This is a genomic window from Aneurinibacillus thermoaerophilus (genome assembly GCF_019603355.1).
GTDB lineage: Bacteria > Bacillota > Bacilli > Aneurinibacillales > Aneurinibacillaceae > Aneurinibacillus > Aneurinibacillus thermoaerophilus.
Genome location: NZ_CP080764.1, coordinates 2643873 through 2666258, shown reverse-complemented (window position 1 = coordinate 2666258; position 22386 = coordinate 2643873). Strand labels below are relative to the sequence as shown.

The window sequence follows — 22386 nt, the reverse complement described above, 5'->3', positions numbered from 1 at the left end:
ATCGTTACTTTATCTTTCTTTTGTTTTAAAATTGAGAGGAAAAGCAGAGTATATCGTTTTTTATTTTGGGAAGGAAACAGGAGGAGCTTCTTGTTATGAGAAAGTTGATAAAAGAATGGGTACCTGTGATTGTGCTAGCCATTGTCCTAAGCTTGACCATTCGCACCTATATAGGGGAAGCGGTCGTCGTGCCGAGCGGTTCTATGTTACCGACCATTCATATTAACGATCGATTGGCTGTTGATAAATTGATTCGACCGGAAGATTTACAGCGAGGCGATATCGTCGTCTTTTATCCTCCGGTTCCGGAGAAGGAGGGTGAGAGGTTTATTAAGCGGCTGATTGGAATCGGAGGTGATACGATAGAGATCAAGAACGGCGCTTTGTATCGTAACGGTCAAAAGGTGGATGAGCCGTATATCAAAGAACCGATGAACTATGAGTTTGGTCCTGTTACCGTTCCACCGGGTAAGTTTTTCTTTCTCGGGGACAATCGTAACGAGAGCTATGATTCGCATCTGTGGCCCACTCCATTTGTAGACGCTGATGCGATTGAAGGAACGGTACGTTTTCGGTTTTATCCGTTTACAGATATAGGAGCAATGTAGAGAAAAAAGCAAACGCGCATAATGAATAAGCGCTTTAAATACTGCATGGAAGGCAGCGAACACAAAGCATCCGGCTTTCTTTAGAAAGGAGGCGCCTGTGTTCGCTGTTTTGCTTTTTGTACAGAGGAGAAAAGGGGAAATAGGAGGGAGATAGTGTAAAGTTAACGATTATGCTGCTTTCTTTTTAGGGAATAATTTGTAGTAAGTGTTGTGTTTATTAGCAGGAAAGGCTGGGAAAAGCAAGATGGGTAAGGAAGGCGACAAAGCGAAGTTATTGCTGATATATAATCCGGTTGCCGGGCAAGAAACCGTAAGCCAGATGATCGGGGACATTGCGCGTTCATTGCAGGAGAAATGGGACTTGACCATCCGTCCGACATTGTGTGGCGGACATGCGGAACGAATCGCGGCTCAAGAAAGCGAAGGATATGACGTAGTCGTAGCCGCTGGAGGTGACGGCACGATCCATGAAGTGGTAAACGGACTCATGCGGTTTGATAAACGTCCGATCCTCGGAATTGTGCCTGGCGGCACGGCAAACGATATCGCCCGCACAATGCAGGTGCCGCTCGACTTGCTGGAAGCGTGCGAGTTTATGAAGCAGGAACAGCCGTGTGCTATCGATATAGGGAGGTGTAACGACCGTTATTTTGTAAACTTTTTTGGGGTTGGATTAATCTCGACCGTATCCAGTGAAATAAAAAACGAAACGAAAACATATTTGCGGCATTTTACATATTACTTAAAATCGCTGCAATATTTGCAGTCGGATAGCCTATTTCGCGTTGCGATTACGACGGAAGACAAAACGATTCAAAAAGAGGCGGTCATGGTATATGTAGCGAATGGACAATCGTTGGCTGGCCTTGAATTGTTTGGCGACAAGGAATTGAATAGCGGCCAGTTTGAAGTCATTATTGTGGAAAATATTGGACTATCGGAAATCATGAGTGTGGCATCATCATACTTGCGCCGCGAACCGATTCAACATGAAGCTATTTTCAGGTTTAAAGCATCTGAACTTACGATTGCGTGCAGCCCTGCGCAATTCATTGATATGGATGGTGAAAAAAACGGCAAAACCCCTAGTAAAGTTAGGCTTTTATCCGGAGCGCTCCGCGTGATTGGAAGAGTGTAAGATCGGAGCAGTTTCGCCTTTAGGTTGCACACGAAAAAGTGGTAAACCCGTGAGTTAGAGGGTTTACCACTTTTTCTTTCATCACTGTTTTATCGTTGTCAGACGCATCTCTACTTTTTTGCCGATGTACCAGAGAACGAAAATGATGAAAAGCACAATAAACAATTTCCATGGATGATCAATAAACGATATCGCATCGTGTCCGATAAAGGACATAATGAAAATCATAATGGTTTTGCCCAGTATGATCGCGGCCACGAATTGGCTCATTGGCATGTTAGATAATCCGGCCACCACGTTAATAAGGGAAGAAGGTGAAAACGGGAAACACGACAAAAGAAAAATCGCGCTAAAGCCATGCCGCTCCATCCATTCCATCGCTTCTCTTACCTTCGGATGGCGGGTAAGAAAGTTCAAGAAGCGGTGTCGCCCAAGCTTGCGACAAATAGAGAACACAAACACTGCTCCTAGGCAAACACCGAGCCAAGAATACAAAAAACCAAGCCAAAGCCCATAGGCAGCCGCGTTTCCGGCTACGATCGCAAACAGCGGGAAAGGCGGGAACAACGCTTCTAGAAAGGGAAGAACGATTCCGGGCAATGGACCGAGCGATTCGTATTTGGCTAGTAGCGCCAATAAATTTTCTTCAGAAAAATACGCTTTAATCTCTGTCCAATTCATGATTTTATTTTACCTCAAAAAAGAAGGAAAATGCACTAGAAAGTTGGCTTTGCCAGAAGCCCCAATCGTGCCCACCTTTTTCTTCGACATAGGTTACAGAAGCGCCCCGTTGTTCAAGTAGATTCTTCATTTCTCGGTTATAGCTTAAGAAGTCGACGGTTTTGCCGTCGCTGACTGGAACCGCTGTCTCCTCAAGTCCTATAAGCATATAGATGAGGAGGTAGGAAAGATCTGGCTTACGCAGGACCCCTTTCATTACATCAGGATAGAAAGCTCCGGAAAGTGACAGCACTTTATTAAATAGATCGGGTCTGTCCAGTGCGAGATCAAGGCTAACTGTGCCGCCGAGAGAGTCGCCAACAAGCACACGGTCGCTTGCTGAAAATTCTTCCTCAACTGCGGGCAGCAGTTCCTCTGTGAAAAACGATTTGTAGATGGCATTGCGGCTGCGTCCGGTTCCATATTCTTCTGTCCGATTTTCGCGCGAAACTGTAACAGCGGCAATAATAAAAGGGAACAGCTTGCCATTCAGAATCATTTCTTGAGCGATGGTCGCCCCGCGTCCGAAGTTGAGAAACTGCTCGCCATCCTGCGCGTACAGTACCGGATACGCTTTGTTTCGGTCGTAGTTGGGTGGCAAATATACTTTGTAGGAACGCGTCTCACCAAGGTAAGAGCTTGTAAGTTCGCGACGCACGATCGTCCGCTTGCGCAACTTCTGATCCATATGTATCAATCCTCCGAATGTTTTTACGTATTGCTAAAAAAAATTGGACATGATAAAGAGGAAGTGCTATACTCATCGCGAGTCAAGAATACTAAAACTGTACTTGTTGTGCAACAAAAGGTGTTATACTGTAAACTTGTTCTATTACAGTGTTGGTAATGTTTCTTTTTTTCATATTTTATCAAAAAAGGAGTTGTCATGATGTTACAAATTCTTTCTCCTGAAGGCAAGGTAACTGACACAAAGCAAATGTCTCAAGTCGATGACGCCACTTTGAAAGAATTAATGCGCAAAATGGTGTATACCCGCGTTTGGGACCAGCGCGCAATCAGTTTGAACCGCCAGGGCCGTCTCGGTTTCTACGCGCCGGTTGCGGGGCAGGAAGCGTGCATGATCGGAAGCCAAAGCGCGCTTTCCAAAGAAGACTTCATTTTGCCGAGTTACCGTGACATTCCACAAATTGTTTGGCATGGATTACCGCTGTATCAAGCGTTCCTGTACTCTCGCGGACATTTCCACGGCGGTCAAATCCCCGAAGGTGTAAACGTTTTAATGCCGCAAATTATCATCGCTGCACAAATTACCCAGGCGATGGGCGTAGCGCTGGCGTTCAAGAAGAAAAACGAAAAACGCATCGCCATTACGTACATAGGCGACGGCGGTACGTCCCAGGGTGACTTCTACGAAGGACTGAACTTTGCTGGTGTATACAAAGTACCGGCCGTATTCTTCGTGCAAAACAACCGTTACGCGATTTCCACGCCGTTCTCCAAACAAACTGCGGCGGAATCTATCGCGGCAAAAGCGGCTGCTGCGGGCATTAAAGGCGTACAGATAGACGGTATGGATGTGCTTGCCGTATACGAAGCTGTGCGCGAAGCGAGAGAGCGTGCGCTTGCAGGCGAAGGGCCAACTTTGATTGAAGCATTGACATTCCGCTATGGCCCGCATACAATGGCCGGTGATGACCCGACACGTTACCGCAAACAGGAAGAAATGACCGAATGGGAGCAAAAAGATCCGCTCGTTCGTTTTCGTGTGTATCTTGAGAGCAAGAATCTATGGTCCAAAGAAGAAGAAGATAAAGTAATTGAGCAGGCGAAAGCGGAAATTAACGAAGCGATTAAGAAAGCCGATGCACAGCCGAAGCAAAAAGTAACAGACTTAATCGACATTATGTTCGAAGAGAAGACTCCAGCTCTGCAGGAGCAATACGATGAGTATAAGCAGAAGGAGATGAACTAAGCCATGGCACAAATGACGATGATTCAAGCCATTACCGACGCGCTGCGTACAGAGATGAGAGAAGACCCGAATGTGCTTGTCTTTGGTGAGGACGTAGGGGTAAATGGCGGGGTATTCCGCGCCACGGACGGATTGCAAAAAGAATTCGGGGAAGAACGCGTATTCGATACACCGCTTGCTGAGTCCGCGATTGGAGGTATGGCGGTTGGTCTTGCGCTGCAAGGATTCCGCCCGGTTGCTGAAATCCAATTTTTTGGTTTTGTGTTTGAAACATTTGACGCCATTGCATCCCAGGCGGCGCGCATGCGTTATCGTTCCGGCGGGCGTTATCATTCTCCGATCGTATTCCGCGCTCCGTTTGGTGGCGGCGTAAAAACGCCAGAACTTCACGCCGACAGCCTGGAAGGTTTGTTCGTACAAACGCCGGGTGTAAAAGTTGTCATCCCTTCTAATCCGTACGATGCGAAAGGATTGTTGATTTCAGCGATTCGCGACAATGATCCGGTCATCTTCTTGGAACATATGAAGTTATACCGTTCTTTCCGCGCGGAGGTGCCGGAAGGCTCGTATACAGTACCGCTCGGAAAAGCAAGCGTAGTGAAAGAGGGTAAAGATGTAACTATCATTACCTATGGTGCAATGGTACAAACATCTTTGAAAGCAGCCGAACAAATTGAAAAAGAACGTAACGTTTCTGTAGAAGTGATTGACCTGCGTACGATAAATCCGATCGATACAGAAACCATTATTCAATCCGTAGAAAAAACGAACCGTGCCATTGTTGTGCAGGAAGCGCAAAAACAGGCGGGAGTTGCCGCGGAAGTTATTACGCAAATTAACGAAAAAGCGATTCTTTCCCTGGAAGCCCCGGTTCTTCGCATAACGTCTCCGGATACCGTTTATCCGTTTGCGGCCGCGGAAGATATCTGGTTACCTGACCCGGCCCGCGTAATTGAAGGTCTTAATAAAGTACTTGACTTCTAAGTTGATTGTATGACGGATTTTAAATTACGACCTGCGAGAAAGCGAAAGAGGAGGTTTCATTCATGGCGTTCCAGTTCAAGATGCCGGACATCGGTGAAGGTATTCACGAAGGCGAAATCGTAAAATGGCATATTAAAGAAGGCGACCATGTCGAAGAAGACCAGATTATTATGGAAGTGCAGAACGATAAAGCGGTTGTGGAGATTCCATCTCCCGTAACCGGTAAAGTTCTGTCTATCAAAGTGGACGAAGGCACGGTAGCGGTGGTTGGCGACGTGCTTGTAGAGTTCGAAGCGGAAGGAGCGGCTCCCGCTCAGGAGGCGGCGCCGGAACCGAAGAATGAAACGGTGGGCGCAGCCGGACATAATGCCGGTGAAGAGTTAAAAGCGCAGACAGAGCAGGCAAAGGTGGAAACTGTGCCTGCACAAAATCAGACCGGGCTGGTTGATGAGAATAAGCGCGTATACGCGACTCCGGCCGTACGTAAATTGGCGCGTGAGCTTGGCGTTAATATCCGCCAGGTGCAGGGTACAGGCAAAAATGGCCGCGTAACGCGCGAGGACGTAGAGCGATTTGCCAAGGGTGGCGGCCAAGCCACGGCAGCAGGCGTGGCTCAAACAGAGCAAGCAACTCCAGTAGCACAACAGAAATTCGAAGAAAAACAAGCGCCAGCAGCCGTAGTTGCGGCACCTGGCGGATTGGAGGAGCGCAGACCGCTGAAAGGCATTCGCAAAGCAATCGCGACCGCGATGGTAAAGTCGGTGTACACTGCGCCGCATGTAACTGTTATGGATGAAGTGAACGTATCTAAGCTTGTGGAAATGCGCGAACGCTTCAAGCCGATTGCGGCAAAGAAAGAAGTTAAGCTGACATACTTGCCGTTTATCGTCAAAGCAGCTATCGCTGGCCTGCGCGAATTCCCTGAATTGAATGCAAGTATTGACGATGAAACGAATGAAATCGTCATCAAAAAGTACTATAACATTGGTATCGCGACAGCGACAGATGAAGGATTGCTCGTACCGGTTATCAAAGATGCGGATCGTAAGCCGATTTGGAAAATCGCAAGCGAAATTTCTGAATTGGCGACGAAAGCCCGCGAACGAAAAGCTTCGGCTGATGAGTTGAAGGGCAGCACATTTTCGATTACAAACATCGGTTCTGCCGGTGGTATGTTCTTCACACCGGTTATCAATTACCCAGAAGTGGCGATTCTTGGGGTAGGCCGCATTACGAAGAAGCCGGTTGTGAACGAGAATGATGAAATTGTGGTGGCACCTGTGATGGCGCTGTCCTTAAGCTTCGATCATCGTCTGATTGACGGTGAAATGGCACAACTGTATGTGAATTATGTGAAAGAACTGCTGCAAAATCCGGAAATGCTTGTCATGGAGGTGTAACGCATGGTCGTAGGCGAATTTACAACGGAACTCGATGTACTTGTTATCGGGGCTGGTCCGGGCGGATATGTGGCGGCGATTCGCGCCGCCCAGCTTGGCAAAAAAGTAGCGATCGTAGACAAAGCGGAAGTGGGCGGCGTGTGCTTGAATCGCGGTTGTATCCCCTCCAAGTCGCTTATTTCTGCGGCAAAGCAGTATGAACAGGCGAAGGAAGCAAGCAACATCGGCATCAACGTGGAAGGCGTCTCTGTTGATATGAAGAAAGTGCAGGAATGGAAGCAAGGCGTCGTGAAAAAGCTGACCGGAGGTGTCCAGACGCTTCTGAAAGGAAACGGCGTAGAGATCATTCCTGGCGAGGCGCTGTTCGTTAGCGAAAATGAGGTGCGCGTATTTCATGGATATGACGTGAACCGCTACCGTTTCAATCACTGCATTATTGCGACCGGCTCCCGTCCGATCGAAATTCCTGCGCTGCCATTTGGCGAACGCATTCTGTCTTCTACAGAAGCGCTGGAGCTTGACCATATTCCGGAGAAGCTGCTTGTAGTCGGCGGCGGTTATATTGGAATTGAGCTTGGAACCGTGTTCGCGAAGCTTGGTTCGAAGGTAACCGTACTTGAAGGTATGTCTAACATTTTGCCTGGCTTTGAGAAGCAAATGGTGCAAATGGTTCGGAAAAAACTCAAAAAGCTGGGTGTAGAAATCCATACCGAAGCGATGGCAACGAAGAGCGAAGTGACAGAGAACGGCGTAAAAGTAACAGCAAATATTAAAGACAAAGAAGAAGTGTTTGAAGCGGATTACTGCCTGGTTACGGTAGGTCGTCGCCCGAATACGGATGAGCTTGGCCTTGAAGCCATTAATATGAAGCTGACGGATCGCGGCTTGATTGAAGTGGATAAGCAATGCCGGACAAATGTGCCGAATATCTACGCGATCGGCGATGTGGTGGCAGGCCCTGCTTTGGCGCACAAAGCTTCATATGAAGGGAAAGTAGCGGCGGAAGTTATCGCCGGACTGCCGAGTGAAATTGACTACATGGCGATTCCGGCGGTTGTCTTCTCCGATCCGGAGATGGCGTCCGTTGGCTTGACAGAGGAGCAGGCGAAAGAAGAAGGATATAAAGTGAAGACGGGCCGTTTTTCCTTTGCTGCGAATGGCCGCGCGTTGAGTGTAAATGAAGCGGACGGCTTCGTAAAAGTGGTGGCGAATGAAGAGGATGGCCGCGTATTGGGCGTACAAATCGTTGGGCCGGAAGCGTCCGACCTAATTGCAGAAGCTGGACTGGCAATCGAAATGGGCGCGACACTTGAAGATATTGCGCTGACCATCCACGCGCATCCGACGCTATCAGAAGTAACGATGGAAGCGGCGGAGGCAGCACTTGGCCACGGTATTCATTCATTATCGAAATAACGACAAGAAAGGCAGGCTGGAATATTTCCGGTCTGCTTTTTTATCGTATAAGAAAGCAGATGTTGCTTTATAGTGATGAAGCAACGTATGCTTTCTCTCCAAGAATAAACGAGGAAAAATTCACAAGACGTGTGCAAACGTTGCCTTTTCCATGAGTTTTGAAAATTTCACGTTCGCTAACAAAATGTTCAGATGGATTTTATTAGACAGGCAGGAATAAAACAGTGCATAATAAAAGGTAAGTCGAATCATCGAAGGCCATTAAGTTGTCATAATCAAGCACCAAAAAGGGAAGGGGGAAATTATAGAAATGTCAGCGTGGTTCGGCTCGTTTATTATCGTATGGATGATCATTCTTATTTCACTATTCGCGATCGGTGGCTTTTTCATGTTCCGCAAGTTTTTGAAGGCGATGCCAAAACAGGATGGGATGTCAGAGTTGGACTGGCAAGACTATTATATTGAGAAAACCCGACAGATGTGGACTGAGGATACGATGGAGCTGTTAAACGAACTTGTTACACCGGTGCCAAAACTATTCCGGGATGTGGCTCGGCGCAGCATCGCGGCCAAAATTGGCAAGCTGGCGCTTGAGGAAGGAGCAGAAAAAATAACGAAAGACCTTGTAATTAAAGGATATATTTTGGCGACACCAGCGCGCGATCATAAGTTTCTGGTCGCCCATTTGAAAATGAAGCAAATTGATTTTTCCCCGTATAAACAGCATTTGAAAATTCATGTGGAATAAGCTGTATGCGTGTTGACAAATCCTCCCCTTCTTCCTGGGCCTGGCTTACTTTCTTGCAAAGAAGCGTTGCTTGCTCGCTCCGCTTCGGTCTCGAATTTGTTTCGTAAGCGAAAAAAGTAACCCAAGCAACGGAAGAAGGGGGTGGTTGTTAGTTAACTCAGCAACAGCGGGTACCGTTTCCTTTGCCGTACCGGGCTTCAATTGCTTGTCTGAAAAATTCTTTTTCCGATAGCGGCGCGGTTTCGCCTTTCGGCGGCGCCGCGTGCCAGTAGTCGAGATATAGTTCATAGTCCGGAATGCCGAAAATCATTCGGAACGTTGAGCGAATCCGCCGCATCAATGAGTGGTTTGCGGACAGCTCTTTTATTTTTTCCGGCGGAACGTAGATGCGCGGCGGGCAAGACTCATCACGCCACATGTCTTTTTCCTCCTTTTTTTCTCGAGACGCAGTTAAGCTGTGTGTGAATGCGATGTATAAAGGGAAGCATCGCCTTTTGATTGTACGTAAGGAGCCTCTTGCAGCGAACCACGGTACGTACCGCGCAGAATGCTAATCCACGTGCGCAGGCAGTCGATGATAAGCGCCAGCACGATTCCGACGAAAATCGCTGTCATGACAGCATCTACACGGTCGTTGAAAATCATCTGCTTGGCCGCTTCTATCGTTTTAACCCCTTTCGGCAGGTGCCCCTGTTCGAGCGCTTTAGTGAAAGCGGAAGCATGAGACAGGAAACCAATTTTCGGATCGGGGTGGAATAGCTTCTGCCATGCGGCTACCATTGTGACGGTTGTAAGCCAGACCAGCGGCACAAGAGTAACCCATGCATACGCTTTTTTGCCCATTTTCAGGATGATCGTTGTGCCGACCACAAGCGCGATAGCAGCGAGCATCTGGTTAGCGATACCGAACAATGGCCAGAGGGTTTTGATTCCACCAAGCGGGTCGATAACCCCAGCGTATAAGAAGTAACCCCAACCGAGACTGATGATGGCGCTGGAAATAATGTTACCCGGCAGCCAGGTCGTATCTTTGAATTTCGATGCGAAGTTTCCGATAAGTTCGCTTACCATGAAGCGGCCTACACGGGTACCTGCGTCGATCGTAGTAAGAATAAACACGGCCTCAAACAGGATCGCGAAATGATACCAGAACGCCATGAGCGCTTTTCCACCGATGATGGTGGAGAAGATAACGGACATACCAACCGCGAGCGAAGGCGCGCCGCCTGTGCGGGAAAGGATTGTTTTTTCGCCCACGTCTTCGGCAAGTTGCGTCAGATCAGCTGCGGATACAGAAAACCCCCATTCGGTAATGGTTCTCGCCGCTGTAATGGCATCGTTTCCAATCGCAGCGGCCGGACTGTTGATCGCGAAGTATGTGCCAGGTGTAAGAATAGTAGCTGCAATCAATGCCATAATGGCTACGAAAGATTCCATCAACATGCCGCCGTAGCCAACCATACGGCTATGGCTTTCTTTCGCGATAAGCTTTGGCGTTGTACCGCTTGATACGAGTGCGTGGAAGCCGGAAACGGCACCACAGGCGATAGTGATAAACAGGAATGGGAACAAATTGCCCGTAAATACTGGGCCGGTTCCATCGATAAATTTCGTAACAGCCGGCATTTGCAGATTCGGCAGCGTGAGTAGAATACCGACCGCAAGCAAGCCGATGGTTCCAATTTTTAAGAACGAGCTTAGATAGTCACGTGGCGCGAGCAGCAGCCATACCGGAAGGATGGATGCGATAAATCCGTATACGATCATCATAATCGCCAGGGCTTCCGGACTAAATGTGAACAGCGAAGCCAAAGTCGGCGATTCGGCTACCCATTGGCCAGCTACAAGTGCAAGCATCATTAGCACAAACCCGATCAACGATGTTTCGCCGACACGTCCCGGACGGATGTAGCGCATATATACACCCATAAACAGCGCGATCGGAATGGTCATTGCAATTGTGAAAGTGCCCCACGGGCTTTCGGCCAACGCGTTGACGACAACTAGCGCCAATACAGCAATTAAGATAATCATAATAGCAAGAATACCAACCATGGCGATCAAGCCGCCAACCGGGCCGATTTCTTCTTTTGCGATTTGGCCAAGGCTTTTTCCGTTGCGGCGCATGGAAGCAATCAGGATGACAAAGTCCTGAACCGCGCCTGCCAAGATAACCCCTGCAACAATCCAGATGGTGCTTGGCAAATATCCCATTTGGGCGGCCAATGTCGGACCGACAAGCGGGCCGGCACCCGCAATCGCTGCGAAGTGATGACCGAATACAACCCATTTATTTGTTGGAACAAAGTCTTTACCATCATTGTGTACCTCGGCGGGAGTGGCGCGGTTATCATCCAGATTGAAGACTTTATGTGCGATAAATCTGCTGTAGAACCGATAGGCAACCGCATAGCTCGCTAGAGCGGCAAACAGCAACCACGCCGCGTTAATTTCTTCGCCGCGCGAAAGCGCCAGCCAGCCCCAGGCGACAGCGCCAAGCACGGAGATTGCGCTCCATATGAGAATGGAGAGCAGACGGCTCTTCATAGTGAATCCTCCTTTTTATAAAATTTTCAGAATCTAAAATTTCTAAAAAATTAGTTTTAAAATATTGTAACTTAGGTGCACTTTCTTTACTACCTTTTCCGAATTATCTGTAGTAAACCATACATGAACAGTAGAAAATTTGTCATCATCTGTAGTTAGCTACAAGTTTTGTATGCATTTTTAATTGAGATATTTTTAAAATATAGAAAATTAGTTTACCAAACAAGGAAAATAATGTATCATTTATACTTGTATGATAGCATCTATATACCTACTTATACTGGGTCTTTATAACTAAAATAAACTAAAATAAAATAAAAACCTACTATGCGCTGTAGCGTACGAGGAGGAAGAGAGAGTGAGAAGTCTAAAAAGCAAGTTGCTGCTATTAAATTCCCTTTTGCTTGTTGTAAGTCTTGTGGTTGTATCGTTTGCGAGCTATTGGAAATCATCGGCTATGTTAAGCAAACAACTAGAAAATGCAGCAGAAATCCAAGCTGCCAATTTAGCCGGGAAACTGGATCGCTTCTTTGAAGAAAAAAAGGCAGTTCTTGTATCATTAGCAAAATTAACTTCTGAAAATAATCAAACCGATTTGGCATTCATTCAAAAAGCAAATAAAAAGTTCCCTGATTTTGAAACACTGTTTTTTACATACGATCTGAGTTCCAGACATGTCATTAATCATAAAGGGGATATAACAGACGTTTCCGACCGCGCCCATTTTAGGGAAGCCGGAAAAGGAGAAGGAAAGATTGTTGTGTCAGAGCCTGTTGTTTCAAAGAGAACAGGAAACAACATTGTCACCATCATTGTCCCAATTATGAAGGGGGGGAAGCAAATCGGATATTTCGGAGGCACAATTTCTATTAAGAAGGTACAGGAATATGTTGCTAATGAAAAGTTTGGAAAGACAGGATATGCATTTTTAGTTAGTGCTAAAGGTACAACGGTTTGGCATCCTGATAAAAATAAAATTTTTAAAGATAATATTTCAGCGTCCCCTATTCCTGAAATGCAGAAAGTTTTTGCGGATATCAAAAGCGGAAAGCACGGCATTGTGAGCTATATGTTTAATGGGCAGGAAAAGTTTGGAGCGTATGCGGCCACGAAGGATAGATGGGGAGTGGTTATTGGAGCCCCGACGAAAGAACTGTATGCGCCGGTAAGACAGCTTGCATTTATCCTGCTTCAACTAGGATTTCTTGCAATTCTAGTTGGTATCGTCATTACTTATTTTATTGCGCGCAATGTAGTGAGCCCCATTTCGCAGCTGAATGAGGCCGTAAGGATCGTTGCGACAGGTGATTTAACCCGTCACGTGAATATTAGCGGCCGGGATGAAATTGCGCGCCTAGCGGACGATTTCAATCGGACGGTAGCCAACTTAAAAGAGTTAACACAAGGCGTTTCTGCTACATCGCAACGCGTGCTTTCATTTACGGAAGAATTGGCCGCCAGCGTCACGCAAACAACAAAAGCGGCAAATATGATCGGGGCTTCGATTCAGACGGTAGCTGCAGGAGCGCAAACACAAGTGAACAGTTCGCAGGAGACAGCAAAAGCAATGGAGGAGATGGCGTCCGGTATTCAGCAAATTGCCAGTATGACATCCATGGTTGCTTCCTCTTCGCTTGAGGCTGCAAAAGAAGCGGAACAGGGGAATAGCATGATTGAGAAAGCTGTACAACAAATGAACAAAATTAGCGCAGGAACGGTAAGAGTCTCTTCTTCCGTTCAGCGTCTGGAAGGACGCTCTCAGGAAATTGGTCAGATTCTGGATACCATTTCAACTCTTGCCTCACAAATTAATCTGCTGGCGCTAAACGCAGCTATTGAAGCGGCACGTGCCGGGGAACATGGAAAAGGATTTGCCGTAGTCGCTGACGAAGTTAGAAAGCTGGCGGAGCAATCGGATGAGTCGGCAAGACAAATTGCGGTATTGATTGAAGAAATTCAACAGGATATTGCCCATGCTGTCGGCGAGATGGGAGCTAGCGAGAAAAATGTTCAGGAAGGAATTGCGCTGATTGAAGAAGTGAAAAACGGCTTTCAGCATATTTACCAATCGTCTCAGGGGATGGCGGGGTATATCGAGGAGATTTCTGCGGCATCAGAGCAAATGTCTGCAAGTTCAGAAGAAATAAATGCTTCCATTCAGGAAATGGCCAATATCGCGCAAAACTCTGCTTCTCATTCGAGTAGTGTTGCATCCGCTACCGAAGAGCAAATCGCTTCTATGGAGAAAATTTCTGACTCGCTTAAGTCGCTTGAGAGTGTGGTGCGGGATCTTCGAGGAGCGATACATAAATTTAAACTATAAATAAACGTAGCTGTTGATGATTTCCTTCACATGGTAAATGATAGGGAGCATCAACAGCTATCAAATAAATTTATTTTTATGTAAGAAAAGGATGTGCATCTTATGAAAAAACTGTACAGTATGATAGGAAAGGGATTGTTGGCTGCTACTTTGCTTGTTGGGGGCGGTTTTATTGCGCTTCCTCAGGCACAGGCATACAATGAGGAAAGTGTAATCATAGACGGGAAAAAAGTAAATAGCCAGCTGGTTAACGGCAATGTTTTTGTATCGGCGCAGGACGTTGCCAAAGCGCTTGGACGTAATGTTACGATTGATGAAAAAGACAAAACGGTTTCGATCGAATCCCGGCTTGATACGATTTTAAAAAGAGGGTATATTCGCGTAGGAACGACGGGAGATTATAAGCCTTTTACATATTTTAATCCTAAAACACAACAGTTTGAAGGATATGATATTGATGCCGCGAAAATGCTCGCTAAAGATTTAGGAGTTGAAGTACAGTTCGTAAAAACTTCTTGGCCGACGCTAATGGATGACTTGTTAGCGGATAAGTTCGACATCGCGGTTGGGGGCATCACCCGTAATGTTGAACGCCAAAAGAAAGCCCATTTATCTCAAGGCTATATTCAATTTGGAAAAGCGCCTTTGATTCGTAAGGAAGATAAGGAGAAGTTCAAGAGCATTGAGGATATTAACAAACCTGAAGTGAGAATCGGCGTTAATCCGGGGGGCACAAATGAAAAGTTTGTCAGAGCATACCTTCCGAAAGCAAATGTGACTGTTGTAGAAAATAATCTCGATATTCCTCATCTTGTTGCGGAAGGAAAATTTGATGTTATGATTACTGATAATATTGAAGCGATGCTGTATGCTAAACAAGATCCGCGTTTATACGCGGCGTTAAGTGATAAGCCGTTCACAATTGATGAGAAAGGTTTTATGATGCACCGCGGGGATACGGTTTTCAGCAATTGGATTGAGTTATGGATGGAAGAAATGGAGTTAAAAGGAGAATTTGAGAAACTAAAGAAAAAATGGATTGAGTAAATGGAAAGCCCGTTCACAAGAACGGGTTTTTACGATGTTAAAATCCGAGCCGCATTTTTAAATCTTTGACAAGAGAACGGCTAACAGGCAGTACGGTTTCATTCTTGTCCCCGACTTTTATCTGAACGGTGCCTTTAAACCAGGGAATAAATTCGACAATGCAGCTTAGGTTCACAAGATAGGTGCGATGAATGCGATAGAAGCGGTCTTCAGGCAGCTTTTTTTCTAGTTCCTGAAGGGAGAATGAGGTTATATAATCTTCATTTTTTGTAAAAATTCGGCAATTCCTGCCTTCCGCTGCCGCGTACACAATGTCATGAATATCGACAAACGCTACGCTTGTTGCTTTTTCTACGGGAATCCGAGAAAAAGAAGAGAACGATTTTGCCATGGGTTGAATCGTCTCAATAATTTGGCGAAGCGTATGTTCGATGGCAGGGAAAGAAGCAGGCTGGGCCTTTTTTTCCTGTATTCTTTTGCGTAGGCGGGTCATCGTTTTTTTCAGCCGTTCTTCATTAAACGGTTTCAAAATATAGTCCGCCGCTTCGGTCTCGAAGGCTTGCAGCGCATACGAGTCATAGGCAGTGGCGTATACGATATGTGGCCTGTGTTCTTCCCCCTCTATCATTTCCGGAATTTTAATGCCTTCGATATCATGAAGATAAATATCGAGAAATACAACATCAGGCTTCTGGCGCTGAATCAGTTCAATTGCTTCTTCACCGCTTGCCGCCTCCTCGATGACTTCAATGTCATCGTATTGTTCCAACAAATAACGTAGCTCGGAGCGGGCTGGCGCCTCATCATCCACAATGATTACCCGTATCATAAATTTAAGATACATTCCTTTCTTTCCAAGGGATTGTAATGGTACAAACAGTGCCGCCTCCAGGATTGGCTTCGATGGTCAGATCATAAGGATTGCCGTATAGAGATTGCAGGCGGCCGCGTACATTTTGCAGACCGATGCCGGAGAATGGTCGGGACTCGGTCGACGCGGCAAAGCCGACACCATCGTCGATAACCTGAATGACCAGCGCGTTGTTTTCTTTTCCGATGCGTATAAGGATGGTACCGCCTGCCTTTTTCGGCAGCAGGCCATGCTTAACGGCATTTTCCACAATCGGTTGTAAGATAAGACCCGGAATGCGTTGCTTCCAGGCTTCGGGTTGAATCTCGGTTACAATCTGGAGTTTGTCTCCGAAGCGGGCTTTTTCGATTTCCAAATAGGCTTCTACATGTTTTATCTCTTCTTCTACGGTAATTATCCGGTCGCCTTGGTGCAGATTGCGCCGGAAAAATTCCGCCAGGTTTACGATTAGACGGCGGGCAGTTTCCGGTTTTGTACGGATAAACGATGAGATTGTGTTTAAGGCATTGAATAGAAAATGCGGATTAATCTGGGCGTGCAAGGCGCGGATTTCCGCATCGGCCAGCAGCGCCGCCTGCTTTTCCAAATCGGCGATTTCAAGCTGAGTGGAGAATAATTGCGCAAGTCCGCGCGCCAATTCCCAGTCGACGACGGATACTTCGTGCTGTTTTTTAAAATATAGCTTGAGCGTGCCCACCACCGTGTCCTTTTTCCGAAGCGGAACAATAATCGCGGAATGGAGCGGACAATCGATGCTGCTGCAACCGATTTCTGTTTTGTTTTTGGCCCAAAGCAACTGCTGCGTATGGATCGCTTTCAGCGTTGCTTCGGTTTGCAAAGGGGTACCGCGCTGGTGATGCTTATCTCCGGCGCCGATATGAGCGAGAATTTTTTCTCTATCGGTAATGGCGACTGCCGCAGCTTCTGTCATATTGTAAATCACGCGAGCCGTTTTTTCGGCGGACGTTTCATTGAGTCCCTGGCGTAGAATCGGCAGCGTAATGTCAGCGATTTGCAACGCCCGCTGTGCCTGCATAGAGCCGATTTTTTCTTCTTCCGCTTTTGCAGTTTGAACAATCATAACGAACAGCGCGATACCTGAGGCATTGACTAGCATCATTGGTAATGCAATAATTTCGACAAGGTGGAGCGCATCCGCGAACGGACGGGCAATCCCAAGAATTAAGAGCATTTGAATCCCTTCCGCGATAAAGCCGACGACCCAGGCCATCTTCCAATGTATGGAGCGGTGATGATAACGCATGTACACCAGCCCTGCCAGCGCCCCTTCGACGGTGGTGGAGACGGCGCAGGCCAAATCGGTAAAACCTCCGAGAAAGTAGCGGTGTAAGCCTGCGAGAAAACCGGCAGCGGTACCGACGATCGGCCCGCCCAGGAGCCCGGCCATAACCGGGCCGATCACGCGTGAATTTGCCAGCGCCCCTTCGATGGGAATTGCGGCATACGTTCCGTAAATACCAATGAGTGTACATATTATAGTTGTAATTATTTTGTCACGTGGTCCGTCCGTGCGCCGAAGCACCCGGCGGAAGAAACGAAACCGGGAGAGAAAAAACGCGAGTACAATAAGCGTCGCGGTGCGCTCGGCCAAATCGATAAGCAGTGGATGGATGGACGACATGGAGAAGCCTCCTTGCGTATCGGTTGTTATTTCAAAGTATATCATCCGCAGAAGTTCCGTCAATTCTGGGAAAAAGAGGATGCGAGGAGATGAACAAATGAACAACCTGACGATGAGCACTGATCTATATCAGATTAATATGATGTATGCTTATCATAAGAAAAACTTGGATGGCCGGCGGGCGGTGTTTGACGTATTTTTCCGCAAGCCGCCGGGTGGAAATGGGTATGCGATTTTCGCCGGTTTGGAACAGGTGCTTGACTATATTGAAAATATTCGGTTTACGGAAGAAGATATCGCGTATTTGCGAAGCGTCTATTCGTATGAGGATACGTTTTTAGAGAAGTTGAGAAACTTTCGCTTTACCGGAAACATCGCCGCTATGAAAGAAGGAACTGTAGTGTTTCCAGGAGAGCCGCTCTTACGGGTCGAGGCCCCGATTGGCGAAGCACAGTTAATCGAAACGACAATGTTAACAATTATTAACCATCAGACGCTTATCGCTACCAAAGCTGCCCGCATTGTTGAAGCGGCAAAAGGCGACACCGTACTGGAATTTGGCCTGCGTCGGGCGCAGGGTGCGGAGGCAGGGTATTATGGGGCGCGAGCTGCCTATATCGGCGGAGTGCACGCAACATCGAACATAATTGCTGGCCGGGATTTCGGCATCCCGGTACGCGGCACGCACGCGCACAGCTTTGTGCAGTTGTTTGAACACGAATTGGACGCGTTTACGGCTTACAGTGAAGCGTTTCCAGATGAGACAGTACTGTTGGTGGACACGTATGACACGCTGGAAATGGGGATTCCGCATGCTATCAAGATCGGCCTAGCTATGAGAGAAAAGGGCAAAAAATTGTTGGGGATTCGCCTAGATTCCGGAGATTTAGCTTATCTTTCAAAAGAGGCCCGCCGCATGCTGGATGAAGCGGGGCTTACAGATGTGGCGATCGTCGCCTCAAGTGATTTGGATGAACGGTTGATTCAAGACTTAAAAAGTCAGGAGGCCAAAATCAATATTTGGGGTGTAGGCACTAATCTTATTACTTCGTATGATTGTCCGGCGCTCGGTGGCGTCTATAAGCTGGCCGCGGTGGAAAAAAACGGAGAGTGGGAACCGAGACTGAAGATTTCCGAGAATCCCACGAAGATTACGAATCCGGGTTATAAAAAGGTAATTCGTTTTTATGATCGGGCGACGGACAAGCCGCTGGCTGACTTAATCGCGCTTGCGAAAGAAGAGATTCCGCAGGATGAAATTACAATTTTCCATCCTTTGTTCCCGCACAAACGAAAAACACTGCGCAATTATCGAACGGAGTCACTGTTATATCCGGTCATTGAGAGAGGGCGAAGGCTATATGATCCGCCCGCACTGGAAGAAATTCGTGCCTATGTTCGTAAGCAGCTAGCCCGGTTTTCGCCGGAAATCAGGCGGCTTGTCAATCCGCATGAATACCATGTAGATTTGAGCCAGAGACTGTGGGATTTAAAGCAAACGTTAATTCATCAGGAACGCGGATAAAATGTTGAAACTTTTTCCAACTTTTTTTCGTATGTAAAGGTGTAAGAACAATTTCGAGGAGGAATTGGAATGAAGAAGCGTAATATAGCAGTGACCGGGTTATTAAGTCTGACGATGCTTACAGGCGTGCCTGCCGTAAATGTGTTAGCAGCTGAACCGGTAACCACAATGCAAGCACAGACGGAGCAAATGACACGCGGTGAGTTCTTTGTAATGCTTGCGCGGGCGATTGATTTGCCGGAAGCAGAGGCGCAGTATTCATACAAGGATGTAGAGCGTGACAGCGAACTTGCTCGTATTGTAAGCAAGCTTCAGGCGAACGGTGTTTTGAGCGGATATGATGATGGTATGGTTTATCCGAAACAAGTATTAAAAGAGGGAGAGGCAATCGCGATGCTCAGTCGTGCGCTCGGCATTCCGGAGCAGGAGGTGCCAGGCGTAAAGTCGCCGCTGCCTTCTTCACACTGGGCGCATAACACGGCATCATGGCTCGCGGCGGTCAACTTTGATTATAAGTGGGACAATCTGGAACGCCCGTTGACGAAGCAGGTAGCAGAAGCGCTAATTCAGCAAATGCTTTCCACTTCAGACAGCACAAAGAAGTTGCTGGAAGAAAGTCAGAAAGCGCAGCGTGATGTTCGTTCATTCCGCATGGAAGGAACAGTGGCGTTTAGTATGGAAGGAAATGAGAAGACGCTTGCTTCCTTGCCTGAAGAAACACGTAAAGAGATGCTGCAAGGCGTATCGATGAATATAAAAAGCACGTTTGAAGTGCCGGATAAAATGTACATCCAAACGAGCATGAAAGCACCGGCAGCGCTTGAAAAGGAAGGCATGGACCACATGGCGTTCGAACAGTATATTCTCGGTAAGGATATGTATATGAAAATGCCGGATAATCTGTCCGGAGGCATGGAACATTCGTCCGGTTGGGTCAAGATGAAAAACGGCTTCCCCATAGATATGAAAGCAATGGTGGAGCAGATGTCTGGTATTCCGCCGCAACTGGAAAAGAAATTATTTTACCGCGATCTGGGAGAGGGAAAGATCGCGTTCCAGGGACGCATCGACAAATTGTCAGATTTGACTTCCATGATGAACGGAATGCAGGGAATGACCGATACGCTTAAGGAAGCGGAAGGCGTGATCGGATCGATTTACATGCAGGGCGTAATGGAACTCGATCCTGCGACCAAACTGGTCAAGCGTATACAAACCCAAACAGCTGTCACATACAAAGATAACATTGAAGATATGCCGTTCAAGCGAATGATCATGACGCAGGATATGAAATACAGTGATTATAACGATAATCTAAAAGTTCAACTTCCAGAAGAGGCTAAAAAGGCGAAAGAATTGCCAGCCGCTTTAGAAGGGATTTCGGCTTCCCAAGCAGATAAAAAATAAGAATGAGAAACGCTCTCTTCCAAGAGGGCGTTTTTAACATGATACGCGAGAAGTCCCCTTCCTCCACGCCCCTGGCGTAGGTAGAGGATGAATCGCGCTTCTTTTTCCTTTAAGCAAAAGAAGGATTTCAACACAAATGCTCGCCTGTTCTGCTGAGGAGGATCGTTCAGAAACTCCCACTTCAATCGACAGGAAGTGGGGGGAGTTCATATTGTATAAGAGTATATGTTGCTTTATAGTGATAAAGTAACGTATGCTTTTTCTTATTTTATGCCTTGCGTGACAGAATGAGGATAGATATGGTATAGTAAATGCCGGATTTATACAAACACTATTCTTAAATTTAGATACTTTTATTATGGATAAAAAGTATGGAGTGGTTGCATGCTCTACCCATTATTATTGCCGGATCTGCATGTGGAATCCGTGTATGACATTGATTTGAATGAATTAAAAAAACGCGGCATCAAGGGAATTATTACAGATTTGGACAATACGCTGATTGAGTGGAATCGTCCTGATGCAACCCCCGAACTTGTGAAATGGATGAAAGAGCTAAAAGAGCAGGGATTTTCAGTTGTCATCGTATCGAACAACAAAAAAACCCGGGTATCTAAAGTAGCAGAGCCGCTCGGGGTTCCGTTTATTCATCAGGCGAAGAAGCCAACATCCGCCGCCTTCCGCAGGGCGACACGTGAGATGGGATTGTCCGTAAATGAGACTGTGGTCATCGGCGATCAGCTGTTTACTGATGTGTTGGGCGGAAAGCGGATGGGTTTTTACACGATTCTTGTCGTGCCGGTCGCACAGACCGACGGTTTTATGACTCGCTTTAATCGGAAGCTGGAAAAGATCGCCCTCAATTGGATGCGGAAACGTGGCAAAATTCCTTGGGAGGATTCAAATGGATAAGCAAGAGAAGATATATTGCGCTGGTTGTGGTGTAGCCATTCAGACGGAAGATAAAAACAAAGTGGGGTATACCCCGCCACAGGCGCTGGAAAAAGAGACAGTAATCTGCCAGCGCTGCTTCCGGATTAAGCATTATAACGAAGCGTCCACCGTCACGCTGGGCGACGATGATTTCGTGCGTATTCTTAACAGCATTGGCGACACGGAATCGCTTGTGGTACAGGTAGTGGATATTTTTGATTTTAATGGCAGCTGGCTTAGGGGCCTGCCGCGTTTTGTGGGAGGCAATCCGATTCTTCTAGTTGGTAACAAGATTGACCTTCTTCCCAAAAATGTGAATCGCAACCGCCTTGTGAATTGGATGCGCAAATCGGCTGCTGATCTCGGTCTGAAACCGGTAGATGTCGTGCTAGTGAGCGCGCGCAAAGGTGAAGGAATTGACCGTCTAGTTGCGGCGATGAATGAACATCGTCAAGGGCGTGATATTTATGTTGTCGGTGTGACTAACGTTGGCAAATCTTCATTGATTAACTACCTGCTTAAGCAATTCGGCGAGTCGGAAATGGACATCACAACCTCCCAATTTCCGGGCACGACGCTCGATGTAATTGAAATCCCGCTTGACGAGCAATCGTCTTTGTACGATACGCCGGGAATTGTAAATCGGGAGCAGCTGGTACATAAAGTGGCGCCGCAAGAATTGAAACTGGTGATGCCGGACAAGCCAATTAAGCCGAAAGTGTACCAGCTAAACGCGGAGCAGTCGTTATTTATTGGCGGGCTCGCCCGTATCGATTTTGTCAAAGGTGAGCATCAACCGTTTGTGGTTTATGTATCTAACCATCTGAACATTCACCGAACAAAACTGTCCAACGCCGATGAATTGTATGAAAAGCATAAAGGCGAATTGCTGTCGCCGCCGGGCAAAGAAGCGGCCGGAGAAATGGTGTGGGAAAAATTCATGTTTAAAGTTCCGCCTGGTAAGTATGATGTCGTTGTTTCAGGTTTAGGATGGGTGGCTTTGCACGGTAAAGGTGCGAACGTTGTGGTGCATGTGCCGAAAGGCGTCGCGGCCAGCCTGCGTCCGTCTTTAATATAAGCGCTTTGATTACCCCTGTTCTTCAGGGGGTTTTTTGTACGTGAACCGTGAGATAAGATGAGAAAT

Annotated in this window: 19 protein-coding genes; 13 read left to right on the top strand and 6 right to left on the bottom strand. The window is 47.0% G+C overall.

Translation table 11 applies throughout. The features are described from left to right. The first annotated feature begins 95 nt into the window (after nucleotides 1-95). Both lepB and K3F53_RS13830 read left to right on the top strand, forming a co-directional pair. Entirely contained in the window at nucleotides 96-608 is a 513-nt protein-coding gene (lepB, locus tag K3F53_RS13835) for a signal peptidase I (protein ID WP_057898021.1), read from the top strand. Nucleotides 609-852: 244 nt separating this feature from the next. After that, complete coding sequence (locus K3F53_RS13830; protein ID WP_057898022.1) at nucleotides 853-1746, top strand: diacylglycerol/lipid kinase family protein; 894 nt, start codon at nucleotides 853-855, stop codon at nucleotides 1744-1746. 81 nt (nucleotides 1747-1827) lie between these two features. Here K3F53_RS13830 and K3F53_RS13825 read toward each other — a convergent pair whose 3' ends face one another. Both K3F53_RS13825 and K3F53_RS13820 read right to left on the bottom strand, forming a co-directional pair. Beyond that, nucleotides 1828-2427, bottom strand: a complete 600-nt coding sequence (locus K3F53_RS13825) for a TVP38/TMEM64 family protein (protein WP_057898023.1) — start codon at nucleotides 2425-2427, stop codon at nucleotides 1828-1830. A gap of 4 nt (nucleotides 2428-2431) precedes the next feature. Beyond that, entirely contained in the window at nucleotides 2432-3154 is a 723-nt protein-coding gene (locus K3F53_RS13820; protein WP_057898024.1) for an alpha/beta hydrolase, read from the bottom strand. Nucleotides 3155-3352: 198 nt separating this feature from the next. Between K3F53_RS13820 and pdhA the strand changes: the two genes are divergently transcribed. The 5 genes from pdhA (at nucleotide 3353) to K3F53_RS13795 (ending at nucleotide 8947) form a co-directional block, all read left to right on the top strand. Next, nucleotides 3353-4399 (top strand): pyruvate dehydrogenase (acetyl-transferring) E1 component subunit alpha, encoded by a 1047-nt coding sequence (gene pdhA, locus K3F53_RS13815; RefSeq protein ID WP_220559053.1) that lies wholly within the window; start codon nucleotides 3353-3355, stop codon nucleotides 4397-4399. 3 nt (nucleotides 4400-4402) lie between these two features. Next, complete coding sequence (locus tag K3F53_RS13810) at nucleotides 4403-5383, top strand: alpha-ketoacid dehydrogenase subunit beta (protein ID WP_057898026.1); 981 nt, start codon at nucleotides 4403-4405, stop codon at nucleotides 5381-5383. A gap of 62 nt (nucleotides 5384-5445) precedes the next feature. Beyond that, nucleotides 5446-6783, top strand: a complete 1338-nt coding sequence (locus K3F53_RS13805) for a dihydrolipoamide acetyltransferase family protein (RefSeq protein WP_220559052.1) — start codon at nucleotides 5446-5448, stop codon at nucleotides 6781-6783. A gap of 3 nt (nucleotides 6784-6786) precedes the next feature. Then, nucleotides 6787-8199 carry a dihydrolipoyl dehydrogenase gene (gene lpdA / locus K3F53_RS13800; protein ID WP_057898028.1) on the top strand — a complete coding sequence of 471 codons (1413 nt, stop codon included), beginning with the start codon at nucleotides 6787-6789 and terminating at the stop codon, nucleotides 8197-8199. Between the two features lie 310 nt (nucleotides 8200-8509). Then, on the top strand, nucleotides 8510-8947 hold the full coding sequence (locus K3F53_RS13795) for a DUF2621 family protein (RefSeq protein ID WP_057898029.1): 438 nt from the start codon (nucleotides 8510-8512) through the stop codon (nucleotides 8945-8947). Nucleotides 8948-9104: 157 nt separating this feature from the next. Here K3F53_RS13795 and K3F53_RS13790 read toward each other — a convergent pair whose 3' ends face one another. Next, complete coding sequence (locus K3F53_RS13790; protein ID WP_220559051.1) at nucleotides 9105-9365, bottom strand: YbdD/YjiX family protein; 261 nt, start codon at nucleotides 9363-9365, stop codon at nucleotides 9105-9107. A gap of 32 nt (nucleotides 9366-9397) precedes the next feature. After that, a complete protein-coding gene (locus K3F53_RS13785) occupies nucleotides 9398-11494 on the bottom strand; it encodes a carbon starvation CstA family protein (protein WP_057898031.1) in 2097 nt (698 codons plus the stop codon). A gap of 358 nt (nucleotides 11495-11852) precedes the next feature. On the opposite strand from K3F53_RS13785, the gene K3F53_RS13780 reads away from it, so the two are divergent. After that, nucleotides 11853-13817 (top strand): methyl-accepting chemotaxis protein, encoded by a 1965-nt coding sequence (locus tag K3F53_RS13780; protein WP_220559050.1) that lies wholly within the window; start codon nucleotides 11853-11855, stop codon nucleotides 13815-13817. 102 nt (nucleotides 13818-13919) lie between these two features. Further along, nucleotides 13920-14864 (top strand): transporter substrate-binding domain-containing protein, encoded by a 945-nt coding sequence (locus K3F53_RS13775; protein ID WP_246615640.1) that lies wholly within the window; start codon nucleotides 13920-13922, stop codon nucleotides 14862-14864. Nucleotides 14865-14901: 37 nt separating this feature from the next. Here the strand turns inward: K3F53_RS13775 and K3F53_RS13770 are convergent, their stop codons facing one another. Further along, nucleotides 14902-15708 carry a LytR/AlgR family response regulator transcription factor gene (locus K3F53_RS13770; protein ID WP_057898033.1) on the bottom strand — a complete coding sequence of 269 codons (807 nt, stop codon included), beginning with the start codon at nucleotides 15706-15708 and terminating at the stop codon, nucleotides 14902-14904. After that, on the bottom strand, nucleotides 15698-17377 hold the full coding sequence (locus K3F53_RS13765) for a sensor histidine kinase (RefSeq protein WP_057898034.1): 1680 nt from the start codon (nucleotides 17375-17377) through the stop codon (nucleotides 15698-15700). The genes K3F53_RS13770 and K3F53_RS13765 overlap by 11 nt, the downstream gene beginning before the upstream one ends. Nucleotides 17378-17474: 97 nt before the next feature. On the opposite strand from K3F53_RS13765, the gene K3F53_RS13760 reads away from it, so the two are divergent. The 4 genes from K3F53_RS13760 (at nucleotide 17475) to yqeH (ending at nucleotide 22320) form a co-directional block, all read left to right on the top strand. Further along, a complete protein-coding gene (locus K3F53_RS13760) occupies nucleotides 17475-18902 on the top strand; it encodes a nicotinate phosphoribosyltransferase (RefSeq protein ID WP_057898035.1) in 1428 nt (475 codons plus the stop codon). A gap of 69 nt (nucleotides 18903-18971) precedes the next feature. Next, nucleotides 18972-20309, top strand: a complete 1338-nt coding sequence (locus K3F53_RS13755) for an S-layer homology domain-containing protein (RefSeq protein WP_057898036.1) — start codon at nucleotides 18972-18974, stop codon at nucleotides 20307-20309. A gap of 384 nt (nucleotides 20310-20693) precedes the next feature. Next, the gene (locus K3F53_RS13750; protein ID WP_057898037.1) at nucleotides 20694-21221 is read left to right on the top strand and encodes a YqeG family HAD IIIA-type phosphatase; all 528 of its coding nucleotides are present in this window, start codon (nucleotides 20694-20696) and stop codon (nucleotides 21219-21221) included. Further along, nucleotides 21214-22320, top strand: coding sequence for a ribosome biogenesis GTPase YqeH (gene yqeH, locus K3F53_RS13745; protein WP_220559049.1), 1107 nt, complete (start codon nucleotides 21214-21216; stop codon nucleotides 22318-22320). The genes K3F53_RS13750 and yqeH overlap by 8 nt, the downstream gene beginning before the upstream one ends. The last annotated feature ends 66 nt before the right edge of the window (nucleotides 22321-22386 follow it).

What these genes read in the sequence shown, in the direction of transcription:
- K3F53_RS13765 (WP_057898034.1), bottom strand. Translation starts at nt 17,377, where the DNA reads ATGTCGTCCATCCATCCACTGCTTATCGATTTGGCCGAGCGCACCGCG.
- K3F53_RS13795 (WP_057898029.1), top strand. Translation starts at nt 8,510, where the DNA reads ATGTCAGCGTGGTTCGGCTCGTTTATTATCGTATGGATGATCATTCTT.
- K3F53_RS13825 (WP_057898023.1), bottom strand. Translation starts at nt 2,427, where the DNA reads ATGAATTGGACAGAGATTAAAGCGTATTTTTCTGAAGAAAATTTATTG.
- K3F53_RS13810 (WP_057898026.1), top strand. Translation starts at nt 4,403, where the DNA reads ATGGCACAAATGACGATGATTCAAGCCATTACCGACGCGCTGCGTACA.
- K3F53_RS13790 (WP_220559051.1), bottom strand. Translation starts at nt 9,365, where the DNA reads ATGTGGCGTGATGAGTCTTGCCCGCCGCGCATCTACGTTCCGCCGGAA.
- K3F53_RS13830 (WP_057898022.1), top strand. Translation starts at nt 853, where the DNA reads ATGGGTAAGGAAGGCGACAAAGCGAAGTTATTGCTGATATATAATCCG.
- K3F53_RS13760 (WP_057898035.1), top strand. Translation starts at nt 17,475, where the DNA reads ATGAACAACCTGACGATGAGCACTGATCTATATCAGATTAATATGATG.
- yqeH (WP_220559049.1), top strand. Translation starts at nt 21,214, where the DNA reads ATGGATAAGCAAGAGAAGATATATTGCGCTGGTTGTGGTGTAGCCATT.
- K3F53_RS13820 (WP_057898024.1), bottom strand. Translation starts at nt 3,154, where the DNA reads ATGGATCAGAAGTTGCGCAAGCGGACGATCGTGCGTCGCGAACTTACA.
- pdhA (WP_220559053.1), top strand. Translation starts at nt 3,353, where the DNA reads ATGATGTTACAAATTCTTTCTCCTGAAGGCAAGGTAACTGACACAAAG.
- lepB (WP_057898021.1), top strand. Translation starts at nt 96, where the DNA reads ATGAGAAAGTTGATAAAAGAATGGGTACCTGTGATTGTGCTAGCCATT.
- K3F53_RS13750 (WP_057898037.1), top strand. Translation starts at nt 20,694, where the DNA reads ATGCTCTACCCATTATTATTGCCGGATCTGCATGTGGAATCCGTGTAT.
- lpdA (WP_057898028.1), top strand. Translation starts at nt 6,787, where the DNA reads ATGGTCGTAGGCGAATTTACAACGGAACTCGATGTACTTGTTATCGGG.
- K3F53_RS13775 (WP_246615640.1), top strand. Translation starts at nt 13,920, where the DNA reads ATGAAAAAACTGTACAGTATGATAGGAAAGGGATTGTTGGCTGCTACT.
- K3F53_RS13755 (WP_057898036.1), top strand. Translation starts at nt 18,972, where the DNA reads ATGAAGAAGCGTAATATAGCAGTGACCGGGTTATTAAGTCTGACGATG.
- K3F53_RS13805 (WP_220559052.1), top strand. Translation starts at nt 5,446, where the DNA reads ATGGCGTTCCAGTTCAAGATGCCGGACATCGGTGAAGGTATTCACGAA.
- K3F53_RS13785 (WP_057898031.1), bottom strand. Translation starts at nt 11,494, where the DNA reads ATGAAGAGCCGTCTGCTCTCCATTCTCATATGGAGCGCAATCTCCGTG.
- K3F53_RS13770 (WP_057898033.1), bottom strand. Translation starts at nt 15,708, where the DNA reads ATGTATCTTAAATTTATGATACGGGTAATCATTGTGGATGATGAGGCG.